The following is an 18,137-nucleotide window of genomic DNA, read 5'->3' on the forward strand; positions in this document are numbered from 1 at the left end:
CAAGTTTAGTTTCGTGTTAAAACCTTAGAAACTAAAATCAACACCTACAGTAAAATTACGTCCAACTTGTGGAATATTTGATAAGAATGAAGCATGTTGATAAACCGTGTCATCCAACAAGTTATTTGCTTTCATATAAACACGATAATCTGTTTTTGCACCATATTGTCCAGAGTATGCCACGCCAAGATTAAGCATGTTATAGCCTTCTGTTTCGGTCTCGTAAGCTGCGATCTTATCTTGGTTAAAGACATGATAGTACTCGGCAGAACCACTAAAACCATCGCCAAAGTCTGCATCAACTTTAGTACCTAAACGTCCCGCTGGAATACGTGGAGCGTTACCCTCTGCATCAATTTTACCGCGTACATAGTCACCGAAAGCACTGATCTTGTACATTGGGGTAATTTGATAACCAATTTCACCCTCTGCACCATAGAAACGAGCTTTATCTTGAGTATATTGAACTAAACGGAAGTCTTTATAACGGTCAAGGGTTTGCGCATAGATGTAGTCATCAAACCAGTTATGGTAAACATGAAGATGGTAATCAAGTTTGTTATTATCAAAATGCAAACCTAACTCAACATTATTCGATTTTTCCTTACTGAGTTGATCATTTCCTAACTCATAAGTATTTGTCGCAAAGTGCCCACCATTTGCATATAACTCTTGAGCTAAAGGTAAACGTTCCTGATGTGAAGCGACAAAAGAAAGTTTATAGTTCGGTGCAAACTCCCAATTTGCAGCACCTGCGTAAGAAAATGCCGAGCCATCAAAATCCTGTTTAGAATTATCGTCTACATCAATTTCTTGCTGATCTGCACGGGCAGAAAGCTCAAAATGTACGTCTTTCCATTGTTTATGTTCTAAAGCAAATACGCTCCACTTTTTGGTAGTGGTCGGGGCCATAAATGCTTCTTCACCAGTTAAATCTAATTTCTGTTGACCTAACTGTGCGCCAATTACCCCTTCCCAACTTGCAATCGGGTTATGTACTAACTCAATGCGTCCATCATAGCCTTTGTTTTGGAATCGGGTTGCAATTGCGCCCTCTTCAATTTCATCATGCTGATAGTCAGTATAGCTTGCTTGCGCACGTAACTTTTGGAAGCCTGCAAATGGATCATTTAACTCAGTTTTAAAATCATAACGCTCAGATTTTAAGTCAATCCATGGGCCGCCGTGTTCGTGCTCATGTTCTTCATGTTCATGATCGTGAGCTTCTTCACCCTCTTCATGTTCATGGTCTCCACAATGCAAATGCGGTCTTCCACCTAGATGAGCGCTACAACTTTCATATTCATGGCTATGCCCCGGTAAGCCATATTGATCCCGACGGTTGCTATAAGAAATACCCGTATAACCACGGTCATAAATCCAAGACAAACCAACGTTAACTGAATCACCCTGCGCAAAGGTATTGTCTACACGGCGCTCTTTTTCACCTTCATGAATATAATTGGGCGCAATATAATTATTCGCATCACGAGTTAACCCCTCAACACGTAAAGCAACTTGGCTGCCCAAGCCAACAGTTACGCCAACACTCGCTAGTTTTTCATCACTTCCAGTGTTGTAACGTAAGCCAACTTGTCCTTCATAACCATTTTCAGGCATTTGCGTAGGGATCTTGTTATCAATGACGTTAACTAAACCACCGACAGTCCCCGCACCAAACAATAAAGTTGAAGGGCCGCGAATAACTTCGACTTGTTTCGCAAGCACAGGATCTACAGTGACGGCGTGGTCAGGAGACAACGTCGATACATCAATATTTTCTGATGAATTTTGAAGAACTTTAACACGTGGTCCATCTTGTCCACGGATGACTGGACGGCTCGAACCAGCCCCAAACTGATTCGCGTAAATTCCCACTTCACTACTGAGTGCATCCCCAATGGTAGCAGCGCCTTGCGACAGATGCTTTTGATCAACCACAGTATCTGCAACAGCAAAATCTTGTGACGTTTGCTCAAGTGGATGAGCCTTAATTCGAATGGTTTCTAGCTTTTCAACATTTTCACTTTCTGCTGCAAACGAAGGTACGGATATGACAGCTAAAATGGATAAGGTCAAAATATTTTTATAGAACAACATGAGGTGATTCTCTGATCGCTACGCCTTTTTGTTTTGTTATATTATAACATTTCAGTCTTTTTGCAATAAAAAACATTTCCAATCGGCTGATTCGTTAGACTGGGCAATTAAATGATGTGAGTAATCTCTGTTTTATAATGCCTTTTACAATCTCTCATGCCGTTATAGCTCCTCCTCTTTCAAAGCTTAGCCGAAACACTTTACCAGTTGCAGCTCTAGCAATTGGAAGTATGACACCCGATCTTTACCGCTTATTTACAATGCAGTCAGGGATGTTGACACATCAATGGAAAGGACTTTTCTACCCAAATCTTGCATTAGGATTATTATTCTGTGCTATTTGGTATTTACTTTACCGGCCTGTAATTTATCGTTTTTTGGGCATTCAACATGATCTTGACCTCCACTCTTTAAAACGTATGTTTTTATTTTTGATTGGAACATTACTCGCGCTTATTTTAGGGATTGCCACTCATTTAATTTGGGATGGCCTAACACACTCAGACTTTCGGACTTTTATATTTAAAGATGTATTAGCGACCACAGTTCATCTTTTGGGACACCCTTATCCCTTACATCGTCTTTTACAGCTAGGCTCCTCTGCTCTTGCTTTACCTTTTATTGTTTGGATGTGTGTTCACTATTATCAGCGCTATAAACAACACTGGAAAGTAAGTAAAAAAATTAAAATTTTTGCATGGTGTCTGTTGATTTTATCTACATTGTTAGGCCTATTTTCTTTTTGGGATTATGCCCGCTACATTCCTCATGAAGTTTGGCATGCCGATACCTATTATTTCACTGGTCGTTCTATTAATGAATTCATGCAAGGTTGGTTAAGTACTTTTAGCTTAGGATGCTTACTATTCTTGGTTTTAGATCGACAACAAAGAATGGGATGAATAACTAAAATCGCTGCCAAATTGCTCATTTTCAGGTTAATTTCTGCGGTTTTTTGATCTAGTTCTTGTGACAAACCATCCAACAAGGCATAATCGAAAACTTACTTTTTTGACGGTGCGCGGTTTACGCATCCGTCCTTTCAGCCAATATAGTTTGGATAATCTTCATCATGATGCGAACTCATTACTGTGGCTCTTTAACTGAAGCCCAAATCGACCAGACCGTTACACTATGCGGTTGGGTACATCGTCGCCGTGACCATGGCGGTGTTATTTTCCTTGATATGCGTGACCGTGATGGTCTCGTTCAAGTGGTTATTGACCCAGATACTCCAGAAGCATTTGCAACAGCAGATAAAGCACGTTCTGAATATGTATTAAAAATTACAGGTCGTGTTCGTCGCCGTTATGAAGGTACTGAAAACCAAAATATGGTGAGTGGTCAAATCGAAGTTTTAGGCAAAGAAATCGAAGTTCTTGCTGCTTCTGAAACTCCGCCATTCCCGTTAAATGATGACACCATTAACGTGTCAGAAGAACACCGTTTAAAATATCGTTTCTTGGACATCCGTCGTCCCGAAATGTTAGATCGCTTACGTTTCCGTTCTAAAGTAACTAACTTGATCCGTAATTATTTAGACGATCACGGTTTCTTAGACGTTGAAACTCCGATTTTAACTCGTGCAACTCCTGAAGGTGCGCGTGACTATTTAGTCCCAAGTCGTGTACAAAATGGTAGCTTCTACGCACTTCCACAATCACCGCAATTGTTTAAACAATTATTGATGGTGGGTGGTATTGATCGTTACTACCAAATCGCGAAATGTTTCCGTGATGAAGACTTACGTGCTGACCGTCAGCCAGAATTCACTCAAATCGACATTGAAACATCGTTCTTAAACGACGATGAAATCATGGATTTGATGGAAGGCATGACTGTTAAATTATTTAACGACTTGCTTGGCGTAAAATTTGAAAAATTCCGCCGTATGCCATATAGCGAAGCAATGCGTGACTATGCATCTGACAAACCAGATTTGCGTATTCCGTTGAAACTCGTTGACGTTGCAGACTTAATGCAAGAAGTAGAGTTCAAAGTATTCGCTGGTCCTGCAAAAGATCCTAAAGGTCGTATTGTTGCTTTACGTGTTCCTGGTGCAGCTTCATTGCCACGTAGTGCAATCGATGAATACACTAAATTCGTTGGCATCTATGGTGCTAAAGGTTTAGCGTACATTAAAGTTAATGAACTCGCTAAAGGAATTGAAGGTCTTCAATCTCCAATCGTGAAATTCATTGAACCGATTGTACTTGAACTGTTGGAACGTGTTGGCGCACAAGATGGCGATATCGTATTCTTCGGTGCTGATAAAGCTAAAGTTGTAAATGACGCAATGGGTGCGCTTCGTGTCAAGATTGGTCACGATTTGAATCTTTCAACTTGTGAGTGGGCTCCACTTTGGGTTGTTGACTTCCCAATGTTTGAAGAAACTGACGATGGTAAATGGACTTCTGTTCACCACCCATTCACACTACCTAAATCTAGCGTAGAAGACGTGAAGAGCAATCCAGGTGAAGCACTTTCTGTTGCTTACGACATGGTATTGAATGGTACTGAAGTTGGCGGTGGTTCACTTCGTATTTACACATTAGAAATGCAAAAAGCGATTTTTGAAGCGCTTGGTATTTCTGATGAAGAAGCAGAAGAGAAATTCAGCTTCTTACTTAACGCGCTTCGTTATGGTGCTCCTCCTCACGGTGGTTTGGCATTTGGTCTTGACCGTTTAGTTATGCTTATGACTGGCGCGACTTCAATTCGTGACGTTATTGCGTTCCCGAAAACTAAGACTGCTGAATGTCCACTTACTCAAGCACCTGCTCCTGTTGAAGCAAACCAGCTTCGTGACTTGGGTATCCGCCTACGTGAAAAGCCAAAAACTGAAGAATCTAAATAATTTTTAGATTTTCTCAATAAGAAACCCTGCTTATGCAGGGTTTCTTATTAGACAGTATTAAACAAACATTCAATTTTCATAAGCTATGCTTTGCGAAAAAGCACGTCAGTGGCATAATAGGCTGCTTTTAATTAAGAGGTCAGCTTTATGGCTATGCGCCCTGATGTACGTCGACATGCTTTAGTCGTGATTGTATTCTCCCTCGCACAATGGTTTTTCATGCGCTATATTCTTGCAAATGAATTATTTAACATGACTACAAATCAACGTATTTTATTTTTCTGTGTAAGTAGCTTGGTTGGTGCATTGCTCATTTTTGTTGCATTGATTTATATGGTTTTAAAAGGAAATGCGGACAAAGAGTAATGCAAAAGAAATTACTCATTCTTGGTAAACGTGGGGGTATATTGCAATGGTTCGAAAATATTCTTGCCACTTCTCACCGACACCCTAATTATGTGATTCAAGGCTTTGCTTTAAATCACAATAATACCTGTGAACGATTTCTTAAGAAAATTTTACCAAATAAAGATATATATACAGCTAATTTACTAAAGAAAAAGTTACAAACATTTCAGCCCGATCTAATATTGATTGCCGATCTCTTTTATTTTAATGATTATCTACTAGAAGTTTTAGCTGACTTTCCATGCAAAAAAGCTCATTGGATCGGAGATTTTTTTGATTCAAGGCTAAAAAAAACAAAAGAAATTATTGACTTATACTGCTTTACCGACTTCAGTTTTATTAAAGATGCTAAAGATATAGGATTAGATCATTCAATCTACCTTCCACTAGCTTACAATCCTGAAATCTTTTTTCCGAAGGATGAACAAAAAAATGACAGACTTTTATTTGTAGGAGCTTGGTCTCCTGACAGACAAGAACTAATTGAACGAATTCCGCTCCCAATTACTATTTATGGTAAAGGCTGGAATAATCTTGTAAAAAATGACAGTATTATTCATCCACATAATATTAGTCTACCCAATGTCGCTGAACTTTACCGTAAACATAAGTATGTTCTTAACCTCATTAATAAAGTAAATATACGACAAGGCATGAATATGCGTTGTTTTGAAGCACCTGCTTGCGGTTGCATTTTAGTCAGTGAATATGTAAAAGATCTTGAATTTGCATTCAGCATAGAAAATGAAATTATAACTTTTTCAGACCCTTCCGAACTGCAAAGCAAACTCAAAGAAAATTCTATTAATCCCTTACTAGCAATGGACAAGGTTCAACGAGATCATACCTATAAAAATAGGATAGATACGATTGTTGACCTATTGCTTTAAGAGTATCGTTACCAGTATTCATGTTATAGGTTCTACTCAGTGTTTGTTAGTATCATTGTCCCAAGTTATAATCATGCTCAATATTTAGAAGAAAGAATTAATAGTATTCTTAATCAAAGCTATTCACAATTTGAATTAATCCTTTTAGATGATTTGTCACCAGATCATAGCGCTAAAATTTTAGAAAAATACCGAAAACATCCTAAAGTTTCTCATTGCATTATCAATGAAAAAAATTCAGGCTCCACCTTCTACCAATGGAACAAAGGGATGCATTTAGCGAAAGGAGAGCTGATCTGGATTGCTGAATCCGATGATATAGCAGATCCTCGTTTTTTAGAAAAATTAGTACCACAGTTTGAGAAAAACCACAATTTAGTACTGGCGTATAGCCAATCATATCGAATGAACGCTAAAGGAGAAATAACTGGTTCTTGGAAAGATTTTACAGATCAAGTAGACCCAAAACTTTTCGAAAACAACTTTGAAATGAAAGGGCTTGAATATATAGAAAAATTTTTAAATACTCAAAATACTATTCCTAATGCGAGTGGGGTTATTTTCAAAAAACAAACTTACTTTGATGTGGGAGGGGCTAACCCGAGCTTACGCTTCATTGGCGATTGGGAAATTTGGGCAAAGATCGTAACACAAGGCGATATTTTTTTTACTCATGAATGTTTAAACTATTTTCGTTATCATAATACAAGCGTTATTGCGCAGGCAAAAAAGAAAAAAGATCATTTTGAAGTTAGACGTCAAGTCATTTTGTTCCGCCAAAGCATGTCACAGTTTTTAAAAGCCTATTCCCATCAACGTCCAGAAGCGAATAAGGCTTATCAAATTAACCAAAGATGTCTATCAAAAGAATTAAGAAAAAATGCTTCTTTAGCTATTCGTCGTCGTTATTATAATCGGATTATGCCAACCTGTATAACAGCGCTGGAGACTTTACCTTTCTACATTGTACCTATTTATATTCTAAAACTACTTATACAACTTATTTTATCAATTTGCTTCGTTGCTCCTTATAAAGCATTATTAAAGCAAACAAAATAAAAAAGAGGAGATTCCTGCTCTTTTTATTTTTTAAATTTATCTAGAATTTGATATATTGAATGATCAAGTTGGCGATTATTAAAAAATAAAATCTAAATATTTAGTTTATTTTCCCAAAATATTATTCAATTTTCGAGTCATCTCTCCCGTATGGTCTTGTACTTTTAATTTTTGGACAGCCTCAACAATTTGATGAGCATCTAAAAAATTTAATAAATATAACCACCGCTGTTGAGCTAAGGAGTTTAATTGTTGTTTGATAGCCACATCCTGTACTGCAACTTCATCATAAAGTACTAGCAATTTGCTTCCGGACATAATAACCTCTGCAACCATCGAGGTTGAGTCTGGGCTCGCTAAAATCCAATCAGCTGCTTTAATGTAGTCTTTAATATCACAACTTTGCCCTTGTGCAACCCATGTTAGCAAGTCATTTGCCTGAAAAATATCGTACTGTTCAGTAAGCTCTTGTAACTCTTTTTCGAAATTAACTGACGTTCTACGCGATGTCGTAACTAATAATCTCGCTGTTGGATATTGCAACCGAATCTGTTGTAAAACAGTTGCCCATTGTACAGCATCACCGATTTTGACTGTTTTGGTATTCGCACCAATTAGAACTGCTATCACTAATTCAGCACTGTGAATTCCTAAATGCTCACGTGCCTGATCACGTGTCAAAGGCAAAGCACACATTTTATTAGGTGCAACTGGGTAGTAAAAGTAATGTGGCAATGTAGCTTGTTGATCATGAATGGTAAATACCACATCGAATAAATCAGCACGAATTCCTCGTAATGAACTCGCTACTAAATTTTTAATGGCTTGATTATTGCGTAAATGTTGTTTTAACAACAAATTGGCGAGCAAGGTATTTCCCCCCGCTGATACAATATATGCAACTTGTTTCTGTTCTAACGACTTGATAGTTTTCATATCAAGGAAATAGCATAACCAATGAGTATTTATTGAAAAATTGGACAGAAACTTAAGAACACGGTATAACCATTTCTTAGGTAAATTTAGTTGAATCCATTCCACTTGATAGTTTTTCTGTTGATTCAATAGCTGAACCATTCCCTGAGTTTGAGTTTCGTGACCAGGTTTACCATCTGTCAATGCAAGAATAAAATCCTTTTGTTGTGTCATCAATACATAATCCTATACTGAAAACAGTGACTGATATACTTGTACTGTATGATCAATCATTTTCGTGAAAGTAAGTTGTTCTTGTGCTAGTACATAAGCAGTTTTAAAACTACTCTCTGGATCAGATATTTTTAAATAATTTTGGATGAGCTGCTGTAAAGCCAATATATTATTAGGTTCACATAAAAATTCTGTGGGAATAAATTCAGACATCATCCCGACATTTGTACCAATAACTGGTCGCTCAAGCAACAAGGTCTCAGCAAGTGTATAAGGACCGCCTTCACGTAAAGATGAAACAATTAAGGCTTCATGTTCCGCAATCAATGGATGAATATTATTACTATAACCATATAGCTTAACACGATCAGCTAACTGATATTCTTTAATCAATTTTTCCAGTCTGTCCCGTTCTTCACCATCACCAATAATAGTTAATTCACAAGGAATGTTCTGCCAAGCGGCTAATAAAAGATTAAAACCTTTCACTTCATTTAAACGGCCTATTGCAATAAATTTTCTATTCTTTACAAATGGTTGAGCAGTTATATTTAAGGAAATCCCATTATAAACCACACTTACTTTATGTGGTTGCCCTACTATTTGTGCAAGACGTTTACTTACACAAATAATATGATCAAATGCCAAATAGGTTTTAATATTCTTTTTTGCACCATGCATGGTTACAACACATGGAAAATTCAAACTATTCAATATACCTTGTAAAAGTTTTGCTGTTTTCGAAGCATGAGCATGTAGCACTTGTGGCTCTGTCGTCAATATTAATTTTTTAAGCCGATATTTTGTCCATGGGTTATAACGGCTACCACTCATGTCGAAAGCCACAAAGTTCACCGCACTTTTCACCTGACTTTTATATTTCTGATGTGCAATTAAAGATACTTCATGTGATTGTGACAAACCAGCAGCCAACTCAAGTACATGCTTTTCTAGTCCCCCTTCCTCATCACTCGCCATTACAAGAGTAATTTTCATGCTTATCCCTCACGCTTACCAAGCTTTAAACGGAGCTTGACAGCAAATAATGAATCTTTACCACTGATTTTAATACGTTGTAGTTGAAAAAAGTCTGGCTGTTCGCCTTCAATTCCTTCTACAGTCGTTACAGCATTGCTATACCCTGACTGTTTTACCAGTTTGACATCGCGGTCTGAATAAATCCCAAATGGATATGCAAAACTGGTCACGGGTTTGCAAATTAATTGCTCAAGTTGTTGCTTTGAGTCAGTCAATTCTCTTAAACAATCGGCATCACTGAGTTTATTTAAATTGGCATGCGTCAATGTATGTGAACCAATTTCAATCAGCCCACTGTCTGCGAGTTGCTTGACTTGGGCATCATTCAACTTAGCTTCACGCATAAGTTCACCACTATTGTGATGTTCTTTTTTATAAGTTGACCAATCTCTATCATGACGGTCAACCACCACATAAACTGTTGCTTTTGCTTGATATTTTTCTAAAATTGGATAGGCATTTTGTAAGTTATCTAAATAACCATCATCAAATGTAATTGCTATTGTTTTAGCAGGGTGTTCCCCCCAACCATTTTGTAACTCTTGCATAGTTACAAAATGGAATCCTTGTGATTTCATCCAGGCAATCTGCTTTTCAAATTCAGCGGGTTTCACACGAAGTTTATTAAATTTAGCACCATCAATATGGTTTCTGACCATGTGATACATCAATATACGAGGCTGATTCCAACTTATTTTCGGCTTCCACCAAGCATACTTATAACTTAATACGAAGATAAGCAGAACCAATAAAATCAGTATATATAGCACAATCTCAAACTCATTATTTTGCTAAAAGATATGTTGCCACACGGTCTGCTTCTTTAAAAGCATAAGGTTGTGGTAACTGTACAACATAAGTCTGCTGTGAGATTAATTTTGATTCTAACATTTGGTCAACTGAGTGCGTAATCCGGTCGTCTTTCAAACGGTCCATTGCCATCACCCCGACTCGACAACCCGCGGTAAGCGCCTCAAAAATCATAGAGACGCTGTCTTCTGTCACCCAAACTGCTTCCGCTTTTTGCATTTCTTCGAAAATCCAGCCTTGGGGTGTTTGATCAACTGGAAATATGTGTAAATGCTGGGCAAAACTTTGTTGCCTTAAAATATCGACAAACTCTGCTGGGGTTCGACGTGAAGTGGTCAGAATAATTTCAGCATCTGGATTATTCTCAACAATTTTTTGAACACTGGTTAATACTTTATTTTGGTTCCATTGATGTCGTTTAGATGAACCACCTAAAGCGATTAAAACTCTCGCGGTTTGATGACGATTTTCATTACGGATAGGATTTAATGCACCACGCGTGACAATCACATGGTTATCGGCGTGAATACCATCATGCTCCGGAATAACAGCATAATCAAAGCAACCAATAGGTAAACTCGGCTTCATTAAAATAATCGTTTTAGCCTTTTTAAAAATTCTACCGAGCAACAAAACACGAAAATGTGTGTGGCTTCCCACGCCAAATACAAAATCAGGCGCTTGTTTAAATAAGGAATTTTTCGAAGAGAAGAGTGCCTGAATTAAGGAAATAATAGGTAAATCAGAAATTAGGACCTCTTCAAAAGTTGTTTCTGGCTGTTGTCTTTGCATTGCCTGAAACAAGCCTAATGCTTGTGAGCGGTGCCCTGCCTTACCATCAGACACATAGACAATATGCATAGAAGCTCCCTAAGCCAAAAAATAAAAAAGGCGAAACCGAAGTTCGCCTTTTTATGTTAACGGATTAACTTATTTTACGTAAGTTAACCAGTGTTCATATTTCGGATTTCTACCTTGAACCGCATCAAAGTAAGTTTTTTGGATTTCAGTGGTAATTGGACCACGGGTACCCGAACCGATTGGACGGTCATCGTATTCACGAATTGGTGTTACTTCAGCAGCAGTACCTGTGAAGAATGCTTCGTCTGCAATATAGAATTCGTCACGTGTAATACGGCGCTCAACAACTTGGTAACCAAGATCTCTAGCGATTGCCATCACAGTTTGACGTGTAATACCATCAAGCGCACCACCAGCGATATCTGGAGTGTGTAAAACGCCATCTTTAATCAAGAATACGTTTTCACCTGAACCTTGGCATACATAACCTTGTGGGTCCATTAACATTGCTTCATCGTAACCTGAGTGTGCAACTTCTTGGTGAGCAAGAATTGACAACGTGTAGTTACCAGATGCTTTTGCTTTACACATAGTCACGTTTGGATGATGGTGAGTAAATGATGAAGTTTTAACGCGAATACCTTTCGCCATCGCTTCATCACCAAGGTATGCACCCCACGCCCACGCAGCAACAGCAGCATGAATCGTGTTATTTGTTGCTGCAATACCTAGTTTCTCTGAACCGATCCAGATCAACGGACGTAAATAGCAAGAAGCTAATTTATTTTCACGAACAACATCGATTTGTGCTTGTTCAAGCGTGGCTTGATCATACGGCACTTTCATTTGATAAATTTTTGCTGAATTTAACAAACGTTTTGTGTGGTCTTGAAGACGGAAAATGGCAGTACCTTTAGGAGTTTCATAAGCACGAACACCTTCAAATACGCCCATACTGTAGTGTAATGTATGGGTTAAAACGTGAATCTTTGCATCACGCCAATCAATTAATTTTCCATCTTGCCAAATAAAACCATCACGATCAGCCAAATTCATGGAACACTCCAAATTGTTATAAAATCATTCACTATCCAACTCAACCGAGGCGGTTGGGTCTATTAATCTTTGCCATAAATTGCAAACGACCGCACGGGTACTACGCCAGTCCGCTGCGCTGACTTGCATGGATTGATTTGCAAGGGCTAAGCGGTGGCTTTCGGCACGTTCACTAAGATAGGCTCGAATTAATGCTGTGGCATCTTCACTGGATAAGCAGTCTGCTTTAGCAGCATCTTCTAATATTCTTACATTATCAGAATAATGGGCGAGATCGGGTTTCGTCCCGCTCCATGCAAGTACAGCATACTGTGCCATAAATTCGATATCGACGATACCACCTGCGTCCTGTTTTAAATGAAAAATACCATGTTTTTTTTGTTCAGAAGACGAACCTAGGTGGTCTTTCATTTTCTGACGCATTTTCAACACTTCCTCACGAACATAAGCCTCATCTCTAGATTGAGTCAATATCTCGCGTCGAAATATTTCAAATTTCTGGCAAAGCACCTCATCACCTGCAATAGAGCGGGCACGTACTAATGCCTGATGTTCCCAAAGCCATGCACTTTTCAACTGATAGTGTTCATAGGCTTTCAGACTCGTTACCAATAAACCTGCCTCTCCTGAAGGTCTTAAGCGTGTATCAATTTCATAGACACGGCCATCTAGCGTTTGCGTAGTCATCAAAGACATAAACTTTTGAGCAACACGCATAGCAAATTCAAAACCACTAATTGACTTGGTTCCATCCGTATCAGATTGTTCATCTAGATAATGAATAAAGACAAGGTCTAAGTCAGAACCATAGCCAAGCTCAATGCCACCCACCTTGCCATAACCAATAACAGCAAAAGCTTTATAGTCGAGTGAGCAGCGTTTTCCATCAACATCGCAAGGGTAACCATGACGTTTTGCTACTGTTTGATAAGCTAAATTAAGTGTTGCATTAACACTAACTTCAGCAATATCAGTTAATGCATCGGAAACCTTCATGAGAGGGCTCTCAGCTAAGACATCACTTGCAGCAACAGTGAGTACATTGCTCTTTTTAAACAGGCGAAGCACCCGCATTTGGTCTTCGACCTGATCAATCTCAATACGAAGCAACTGCTGACGTAATGAATCTTCTAAGTCCTTACGTTTTGGTAACTCAAAATCCATCGATAAGAACTCATCCAGCAGTACTGGATATTGCGTTAGCTCTTCACAAATCCACGGACTCACCGTCGCCATTTTCACTAAGCGTTGCAATGCGCCTTTACTTTCAATCAACATCACCAAATACACTGTTCGACGCATGACCGATTCAATCAGTGGCATTAAGCGCAACAGTGCAGTTTGTGGTTGTTCAGACTGTAAGATCGCTTCGATTAAATGAGGCCAAAACGTTTTTAAACGCTGCACAGCATTTGAAGGAAGTTTTTTAAGTGCATGACCATGCCAAAACTCATGAATCAGATTTTTCGCATTGTCATCTAACACTTCATCTAACTGCTGCTCTAACTGCCCAAAATTTTCAGTTGCTGCATTAGAGCTGGTATCTTCAATCAGTTGCTTAAATTGAACTTTTACTTTTTGACGTTTTTCATTAAGAACATCGAGAAACTCATTCCAGCTCGTAAAACCCAAAGTATCTATAATGCGTTGTCTTAGATCTAATTCTTCCGGCAATAACTGAGTTTGTTGATCGTTTAGAGCTTGAATTGCATGTTCAACACGGCGTAAGAATAGGTAAGCATCTTCAAGCTCTAATACAGCTTGTTTTTCTAATAAGCCAGCTTCCCCAATGTGCTCAAGACTGACTAAACATTGACGGTCTTGTAACTCACGTTTAGACCCGCCATAAATAAGTTGAAATACCTGAACAATAAACTCAATTTCGCGAATACCACCCGCCCCAAGTTTAATATCATCCTCAATATGACGACGTAACACTTCACGCTCAATCATCGCTTTCATGTCACGCATAGCAGCAAAAGCGGTGTAATCGACATAACGGCGGAATACAAAAGGACGTGTCATTTCTAACAAATCCTGCCCTTCTTTACCTCCAGTCACTACACGCGCTTTAATCCATGCATAACGCTCCCACTCACGGCCATGTTGACTTAAATATTTTTCTAAAGCGGCATGACTAATCGCTAATGCCGAACCATCCCCCCAAGGGCGCAAGCGCATGTCGACTCGAAACACAAAACCATCGGCAGTAATGTGTTCAAGCAAATAAATGAGTTTTTGTCCCCACAAAATACAGAACTGCTGTACATCAATACATTTGCGACCGTTGGTTTCACCTTGCTCATCAAAGGCAAAAATTAAGTCGATATCACTCGACAGATTAAGCTCTTGAGCACCAAGCTTACCCATGGCAACAACAATCAAATCTTGAACTTTGCCAGAGTAACTCACAGGTTCACCATGTTTCGCCACAAGTGCGACACGTGCAAAATCTTTTGCAGCACAGATACTGACATCTGCAAAATCAGAAAGTTCGCGAGTGAGTGTGACAACATCGGTCAGCTGGTTGGCATCCTGCCAGATCCAGCGGAACATTAAACGGCTACGTAAAATGCGCATTCCGCGCATCCAAGACGTTTCGTCACCAATTCCATCTAATGTAGTTTGTACAAATTGATAAATCTGTTCAGTCGAGAGCGGTGCAGTAAATTGATCTATTTGATAATCTTGTTCTAAAACAGCTTGATGCAAGCCTAAAACTTGTTCTGCGTACTGACTCGCACGCAATGTTTTTTGTAACTGCTCCGCATTCATATAAAAAGCTCTTTTCCTCGTACTCTGTTTTTAGTTATAGCAGTTCGAGTAGTGTTAGGAAAAGGGATTAGACTAATTTTGCTTCTGATGAAGAATGATGTTCGGTATGAACCTCATGACTTTCTTGAACTGAAGGTAATTGAACCTTAAATGTCGTTCCCACCCCTTCTTTGGAACTAACAGTAATTTGCCCCTGATTAATCTCGACAAAACGCTTGCAAAGACTCAAACCTAAGCCAGCCCCTTTTTCCCCCGCAGTGCCTTTAAAGCTAGCAGTAATACGTGGATGGAATAAATTTGCCATTTGTTGCTCGGTCATACCCAAACCTGTATCTCGAACTGTGATTTCTACATTTGTATCCACTTGTCGAGCTTCAATAAAGACTTTGCCCGATCCATCGACGTCGGTAAATTTCAGCGCGTTTGACACCAAGTTTTGAATTACAGAGGTCATCATATTGATATCGGCGTAGATATTTAAATCATCTGGAACGCCATTAACCAGTTCAATATTTTTCTTTAAAGCTAAAGTGTGCAGTACATCGCAAACGATATTGCTGACTTGTCTAAGCTTAAAGTTAATCGGGTGATAGACAAAACGCCCTCCCTCGGCCATCGCCCATGTCAGCAAACTTTCAAGCAAGTTATAGGTCGATTGTGAGGTGTCGTATAAATAATCTGCAATATTTTGAATACTAGATTCATCTAAAGTTTCTCGCTCTTTGGCGAGTACCTCAGAAAATCCAAGCAATCCATGAAACGGTGCACGTAAGTCATGTGAGATAATCGAGAAAAATTTTGTCTTACTCGAATTAATCGCTACCTGTTGTTCATAGAGCTCGTTTAACTCTTCATAGTTAAACTTCAACTCGACTTGCTGCATAAAAGTAGAACAATAATCGAGCAATAATTGAATATCATCATCTTCAAATGTTGCAGCATCGTCATCAAAAAAGACAGCAAAGCCCATCGAGGTTTTATCAGGGTGTAAAAGATGCACAGCCAATGCCCTGCTGCACTCAATATTTAATTCTTTTAAATAGTTGATTAAATTTTGATATGAGGGATGTAAGTGATTAATAGTCTGTTGTTTGGCGAAGCACTGTTTTAAATGCTTTGATGGTTTAAATGAAATGGCGGTCATGCCTTCAGGGCAACGGTGCCAAAAGTAGGGTTCCTGATTAAAAGTCAATAAGGCTTTTTTACAATTCAAAAGACGAAGACTAAACCGGAAAAATTGCTCGATGTAGTTCTGCTCGGCATTTAATCCAAGCAACAGGGATATCCTACAAGCACTTAACTGCTCAACCTGATTTAGTTCTAAACGTTGGAATGTCATTGCCCGCCTCACAGATTATGTCGTTTTTGGTCGGAACCGCTCTCAAGAAATGTACTTATAATCATTATGATCTACTACAAACTTTAACACAGTACATTAAAAGAGCAACGTTCTTTTCAAAATAGAAATGTGAAGTTTCAATTAAAGGTTTTCAGATACATAAAGTGGGTATGCTTGAGAAAAATACAACAAATATTTGAAGGTAGACAGTTGTAAGATGTTAGAAATGCGAGTTCATAATATTATTAAAAGATGGACAAAAATATTAGTTGAATAAGAGTTTAGATTCTTGCTCAGTTTCGCTTTTATCAAAGATGTTTGGTATTTAAAGAAGAACTTCTTAAGCTTAAAAAATGAAAGATTTTTATAAGCTCTAAATTTATAGCTAGAAATTCGAGTCCGACCCCCGGGATCAAATACTCATTTCATAATTTCTTAAGCTCTATCCACTTTTTTATACCTTTATGCCCAACTAAAAACCCCTAAGCCGTTAGCTTAGGGGTTTTCGTAGAATCTTACGATTCTGAATCTTGGTCCCGAGGGTCGGACTCGAACCGACACGTCATCTCTGACAGCGGATTTTGAGTCCGCCGCGTCTACCAATTTCACCACCTCGGGAGAGGAAGTATGTTTGTGTTGCGTATATTAGCGCGTTTGTAAAACTTGTCAAACCCTAAGTGAATATTATCGTTCACTTTTAGATCATTTAAACATTTTTCATGATTTAGATCAGAAGCACAGCCATAAAAAAGCGAAAAAGTTTATACTAGGCCCAATTTTTGTGGTGTTTTTTCTCAAATATGCAACTGTCTGACTTTTCCTTTGAATTACCTGATGAACTTATTGCTCGTTATCCTCTCGAATCACGTAGTGCTTCGCGGTTGTTGCAACTAGACTCAAAGGGTCAATATCACGATCACATGTTCACAGACATTATCGATCTGTTCGAAGAGGGTGATTTGTTGGTGCTTAATGACACCAAGGTCATGAAAGCTCGACTTAAAGGAAAACGCTCTACAGGCGGTGCTATTGAGATTTTGGTTGAGCGTATGCTGAACCACACCACGGCGTATTGTCATATCAAATCGAGTAACTCACCTAAAGCAGGTGCGGAGCTTTTTGTTGGTGCAGATAATATTCCTGTGATTGTACGTGGCCGTCACGAAAATTTATTTGTGGTTGAGTTTTCACAGCCGATCTTGCCTGTACTTGAGCAATATGGTCAGTTGCCTATTCCGCCTTACTTTAACCGTGAAGCAGAAGAAATTGACACTGAACGCTATCAAACGGTTTTCCATAATCCCGAAAAAATTGCCAGTGTTGCCGCTCCTACTGCGAGCTTGCACTTTGACGAAGAGTTACTAGCAAAGTTAGAGCAAAAAAATGTTCAAAAATCTTTTGTGACTTTACACGTCGGTGCTGGCACATTTATGCCTGTTCGTACTGATGACATTACCAATCATGTCATGCACAGTGAATGGTGTGATGTTCCTCAAGAAACTATTGATTTAATTTTGGCGACTAAAGCACGCGGCAATAAAGTGATTGCCATTGGTACAACCGCGACACGTGCTTTAGAAAGCGCAGCTCAAGCTCATGGCGGTAAAATTGCAGCTTGGACGGGCGACACACAAATCTTTATCTATCCAGGTTATGAGTTCTGCATCGTAGACCGTTTAATTACTAACTTCCATTTACCAGAGTCTACCCTGCTCATGTTGGTATCAGCGCTATCAAATAGAGACAACATTTTAGCTGCCTACGAACATGCAGTTAAAAGCCGCTATCGTTTCTTTAGCTATGGCGATGCAATGCTGATTGATAAGCTAAAAGTTTAAAAATTAAATTCTGATCG

At 38.8% G+C, this 18,137-nt stretch carries 14 protein-coding genes and 1 tRNA gene; 6 read left to right on the forward strand and 9 right to left on the reverse strand.

Translation table 11 applies throughout. The features are described from left to right. Positions 1–24 precede the first annotated feature (24 nt). Positions 25–2,100 (reverse strand): zinc piracy TonB-dependent receptor ZnuD, encoded by a 2,076-nt coding sequence (znuD, locus tag HMPREF0013_RS22140; protein WP_005804717.1) that lies wholly within the window; start codon positions 2,098–2,100, stop codon positions 25–27. A gap of 137 nt (positions 2,101–2,237) precedes the next feature. Between znuD and HMPREF0013_RS22145 the strand changes: the two genes are divergently transcribed. The 5 genes from HMPREF0013_RS22145 (at position 2,238) to HMPREF0013_RS22165 (ending at position 7,314) form a co-directional block, all read left to right on the forward strand. Next, positions 2,238–3,002: a DUF4184 family protein gene (locus HMPREF0013_RS22145; protein WP_005804718.1), complete on the forward strand. Its 765-nt coding sequence runs from the start codon at positions 2,238–2,240 to the stop codon at positions 3,000–3,002. Between the two features lie 170 nt (positions 3,003–3,172). Then, positions 3,173–4,957, forward strand: a complete 1,785-nt coding sequence (gene aspS / locus HMPREF0013_RS22150) for an aspartate--tRNA ligase (RefSeq protein WP_002116046.1) — start codon at positions 3,173–3,175, stop codon at positions 4,955–4,957. A gap of 147 nt (positions 4,958–5,104) precedes the next feature. Then, a complete protein-coding gene (locus tag HMPREF0013_RS22155) occupies positions 5,105–5,323 on the forward strand; it encodes a hypothetical protein (RefSeq protein WP_002116556.1) in 219 nt (72 codons plus the stop codon). Continuing rightward, entirely contained in the window at positions 5,323–6,255 is a 933-nt protein-coding gene (locus tag HMPREF0013_RS22160) for a CgeB family protein (protein WP_002116205.1), read from the forward strand. The genes HMPREF0013_RS22155 and HMPREF0013_RS22160 overlap by 1 nt, the downstream gene beginning before the upstream one ends. A 39-nt stretch (positions 6,256–6,294) precedes the next feature. Further along, positions 6,295–7,314, forward strand: a complete 1,020-nt coding sequence (locus HMPREF0013_RS22165; protein WP_005804720.1) for a glycosyltransferase — start codon at positions 6,295–6,297, stop codon at positions 7,312–7,314. 105 nt (positions 7,315–7,419) lie between these two features. Here the strand turns inward: HMPREF0013_RS22165 and HMPREF0013_RS22170 are convergent, their stop codons facing one another. The 8 genes from HMPREF0013_RS22170 to HMPREF0013_RS22205 form a co-directional block, all read right to left on the reverse strand. Continuing rightward, the gene (locus HMPREF0013_RS22170; protein ID WP_005064198.1) at positions 7,420–8,463 is read right to left on the reverse strand and encodes an ELM1/GtrOC1 family putative glycosyltransferase; all 1,044 of its coding nucleotides are present in this window, start codon (positions 8,461–8,463) and stop codon (positions 7,420–7,422) included. A 12-nt stretch (positions 8,464–8,475) separates the two neighbouring features. Then, the gene (locus tag HMPREF0013_RS22175; RefSeq protein WP_005804721.1) at positions 8,476–9,459 is read right to left on the reverse strand and encodes a glycosyltransferase; all 984 of its coding nucleotides are present in this window, start codon (positions 9,457–9,459) and stop codon (positions 8,476–8,478) included. A gap of 2 nt (positions 9,460–9,461) precedes the next feature. Next, the gene (locus tag HMPREF0013_RS22180; RefSeq protein WP_005064195.1) at positions 9,462–10,271 is read right to left on the reverse strand and encodes a polysaccharide deacetylase family protein; all 810 of its coding nucleotides are present in this window, start codon (positions 10,269–10,271) and stop codon (positions 9,462–9,464) included. Between the two features lie 13 nt (positions 10,272–10,284). Then, positions 10,285–11,172 carry a mitochondrial fission ELM1 family protein gene (locus tag HMPREF0013_RS22185; RefSeq protein WP_002116427.1) on the reverse strand — a complete coding sequence of 296 codons (888 nt, stop codon included), beginning with the start codon at positions 11,170–11,172 and terminating at the stop codon, positions 10,285–10,287. 69 nt (positions 11,173–11,241) lie between these two features. After that, entirely contained in the window at positions 11,242–12,168 is a 927-nt protein-coding gene (locus HMPREF0013_RS22190) for a branched-chain amino acid transaminase (RefSeq protein ID WP_005804722.1), read from the reverse strand. A 24-nt stretch (positions 12,169–12,192) separates the two neighbouring features. After that, positions 12,193–14,943, reverse strand: a complete 2,751-nt coding sequence (gene glnE, locus HMPREF0013_RS22195) for a bifunctional [glutamate--ammonia ligase]-adenylyl-L-tyrosine phosphorylase/[glutamate--ammonia-ligase] adenylyltransferase (protein ID WP_005804723.1) — start codon at positions 14,941–14,943, stop codon at positions 12,193–12,195. A gap of 67 nt (positions 14,944–15,010) precedes the next feature. After that, positions 15,011–16,282 carry a sensor histidine kinase gene (locus HMPREF0013_RS22200; RefSeq protein WP_017400287.1) on the reverse strand — a complete coding sequence of 424 codons (1,272 nt, stop codon included), beginning with the start codon at positions 16,280–16,282 and terminating at the stop codon, positions 15,011–15,013. 531 nt (positions 16,283–16,813) lie between these two features. Continuing rightward, positions 16,814–16,900: transfer RNA gene (locus HMPREF0013_RS22205), tRNA-Leu, on the reverse strand. 182 nt (positions 16,901–17,082) lie between these two features. Between HMPREF0013_RS22205 and queA the strand changes: the two genes are divergently transcribed. Then, on the forward strand, positions 17,083–18,120 hold the full coding sequence (gene queA, locus HMPREF0013_RS22210; protein WP_005804725.1) for a tRNA preQ1(34) S-adenosylmethionine ribosyltransferase-isomerase QueA: 1,038 nt from the start codon (positions 17,083–17,085) through the stop codon (positions 18,118–18,120). Positions 18,121–18,137: the final 17 nt, after the last annotated feature.

The organism is Acinetobacter sp. SH024 (assembly GCF_000163635.1).
Taxonomy (GTDB): domain Bacteria; phylum Pseudomonadota; class Gammaproteobacteria; order Pseudomonadales; family Moraxellaceae; genus Acinetobacter; species Acinetobacter pittii.

Excerpts from the sequence above, each read along its gene's own strand:
- znuD (WP_005804717.1), bottom strand. The coding sequence starts at position 2,100 with ATGTTGTTCTATAAAAATATTTTGACCTTATCCATTTTAGCTGTCATA.
- HMPREF0013_RS22145 (WP_005804718.1), top strand. The coding sequence starts at position 2,238 with ATGCCTTTTACAATCTCTCATGCCGTTATAGCTCCTCCTCTTTCAAAG.
- aspS (WP_002116046.1), top strand. The coding sequence starts at position 3,173 with ATGATGCGAACTCATTACTGTGGCTCTTTAACTGAAGCCCAAATCGAC.
- HMPREF0013_RS22155 (WP_002116556.1), top strand. The coding sequence starts at position 5,105 with ATGGCTATGCGCCCTGATGTACGTCGACATGCTTTAGTCGTGATTGTA.
- HMPREF0013_RS22160 (WP_002116205.1), top strand. The coding sequence starts at position 5,323 with ATGCAAAAGAAATTACTCATTCTTGGTAAACGTGGGGGTATATTGCAA.
- HMPREF0013_RS22170 (WP_005064198.1), bottom strand. The coding sequence starts at position 8,463 with ATGACACAACAAAAGGATTTTATTCTTGCATTGACAGATGGTAAACCT.
- HMPREF0013_RS22175 (WP_005804721.1), bottom strand. The coding sequence starts at position 9,459 with ATGAAAATTACTCTTGTAATGGCGAGTGATGAGGAAGGGGGACTAGAA.
- HMPREF0013_RS22185 (WP_002116427.1), bottom strand. The coding sequence starts at position 11,172 with ATGCATATTGTCTATGTGTCTGATGGTAAGGCAGGGCACCGCTCACAA.
- HMPREF0013_RS22190 (WP_005804722.1), bottom strand. The coding sequence starts at position 12,168 with ATGAATTTGGCTGATCGTGATGGTTTTATTTGGCAAGATGGAAAATTA.
- glnE (WP_005804723.1), bottom strand. The coding sequence starts at position 14,943 with ATGAATGCGGAGCAGTTACAAAAAACATTGCGTGCGAGTCAGTACGCA.
- HMPREF0013_RS22200 (WP_017400287.1), bottom strand. The coding sequence starts at position 16,282 with ATGACATTCCAACGTTTAGAACTAAATCAGGTTGAGCAGTTAAGTGCT.
- queA (WP_005804725.1), top strand. The coding sequence starts at position 17,083 with ATGCAACTGTCTGACTTTTCCTTTGAATTACCTGATGAACTTATTGCT.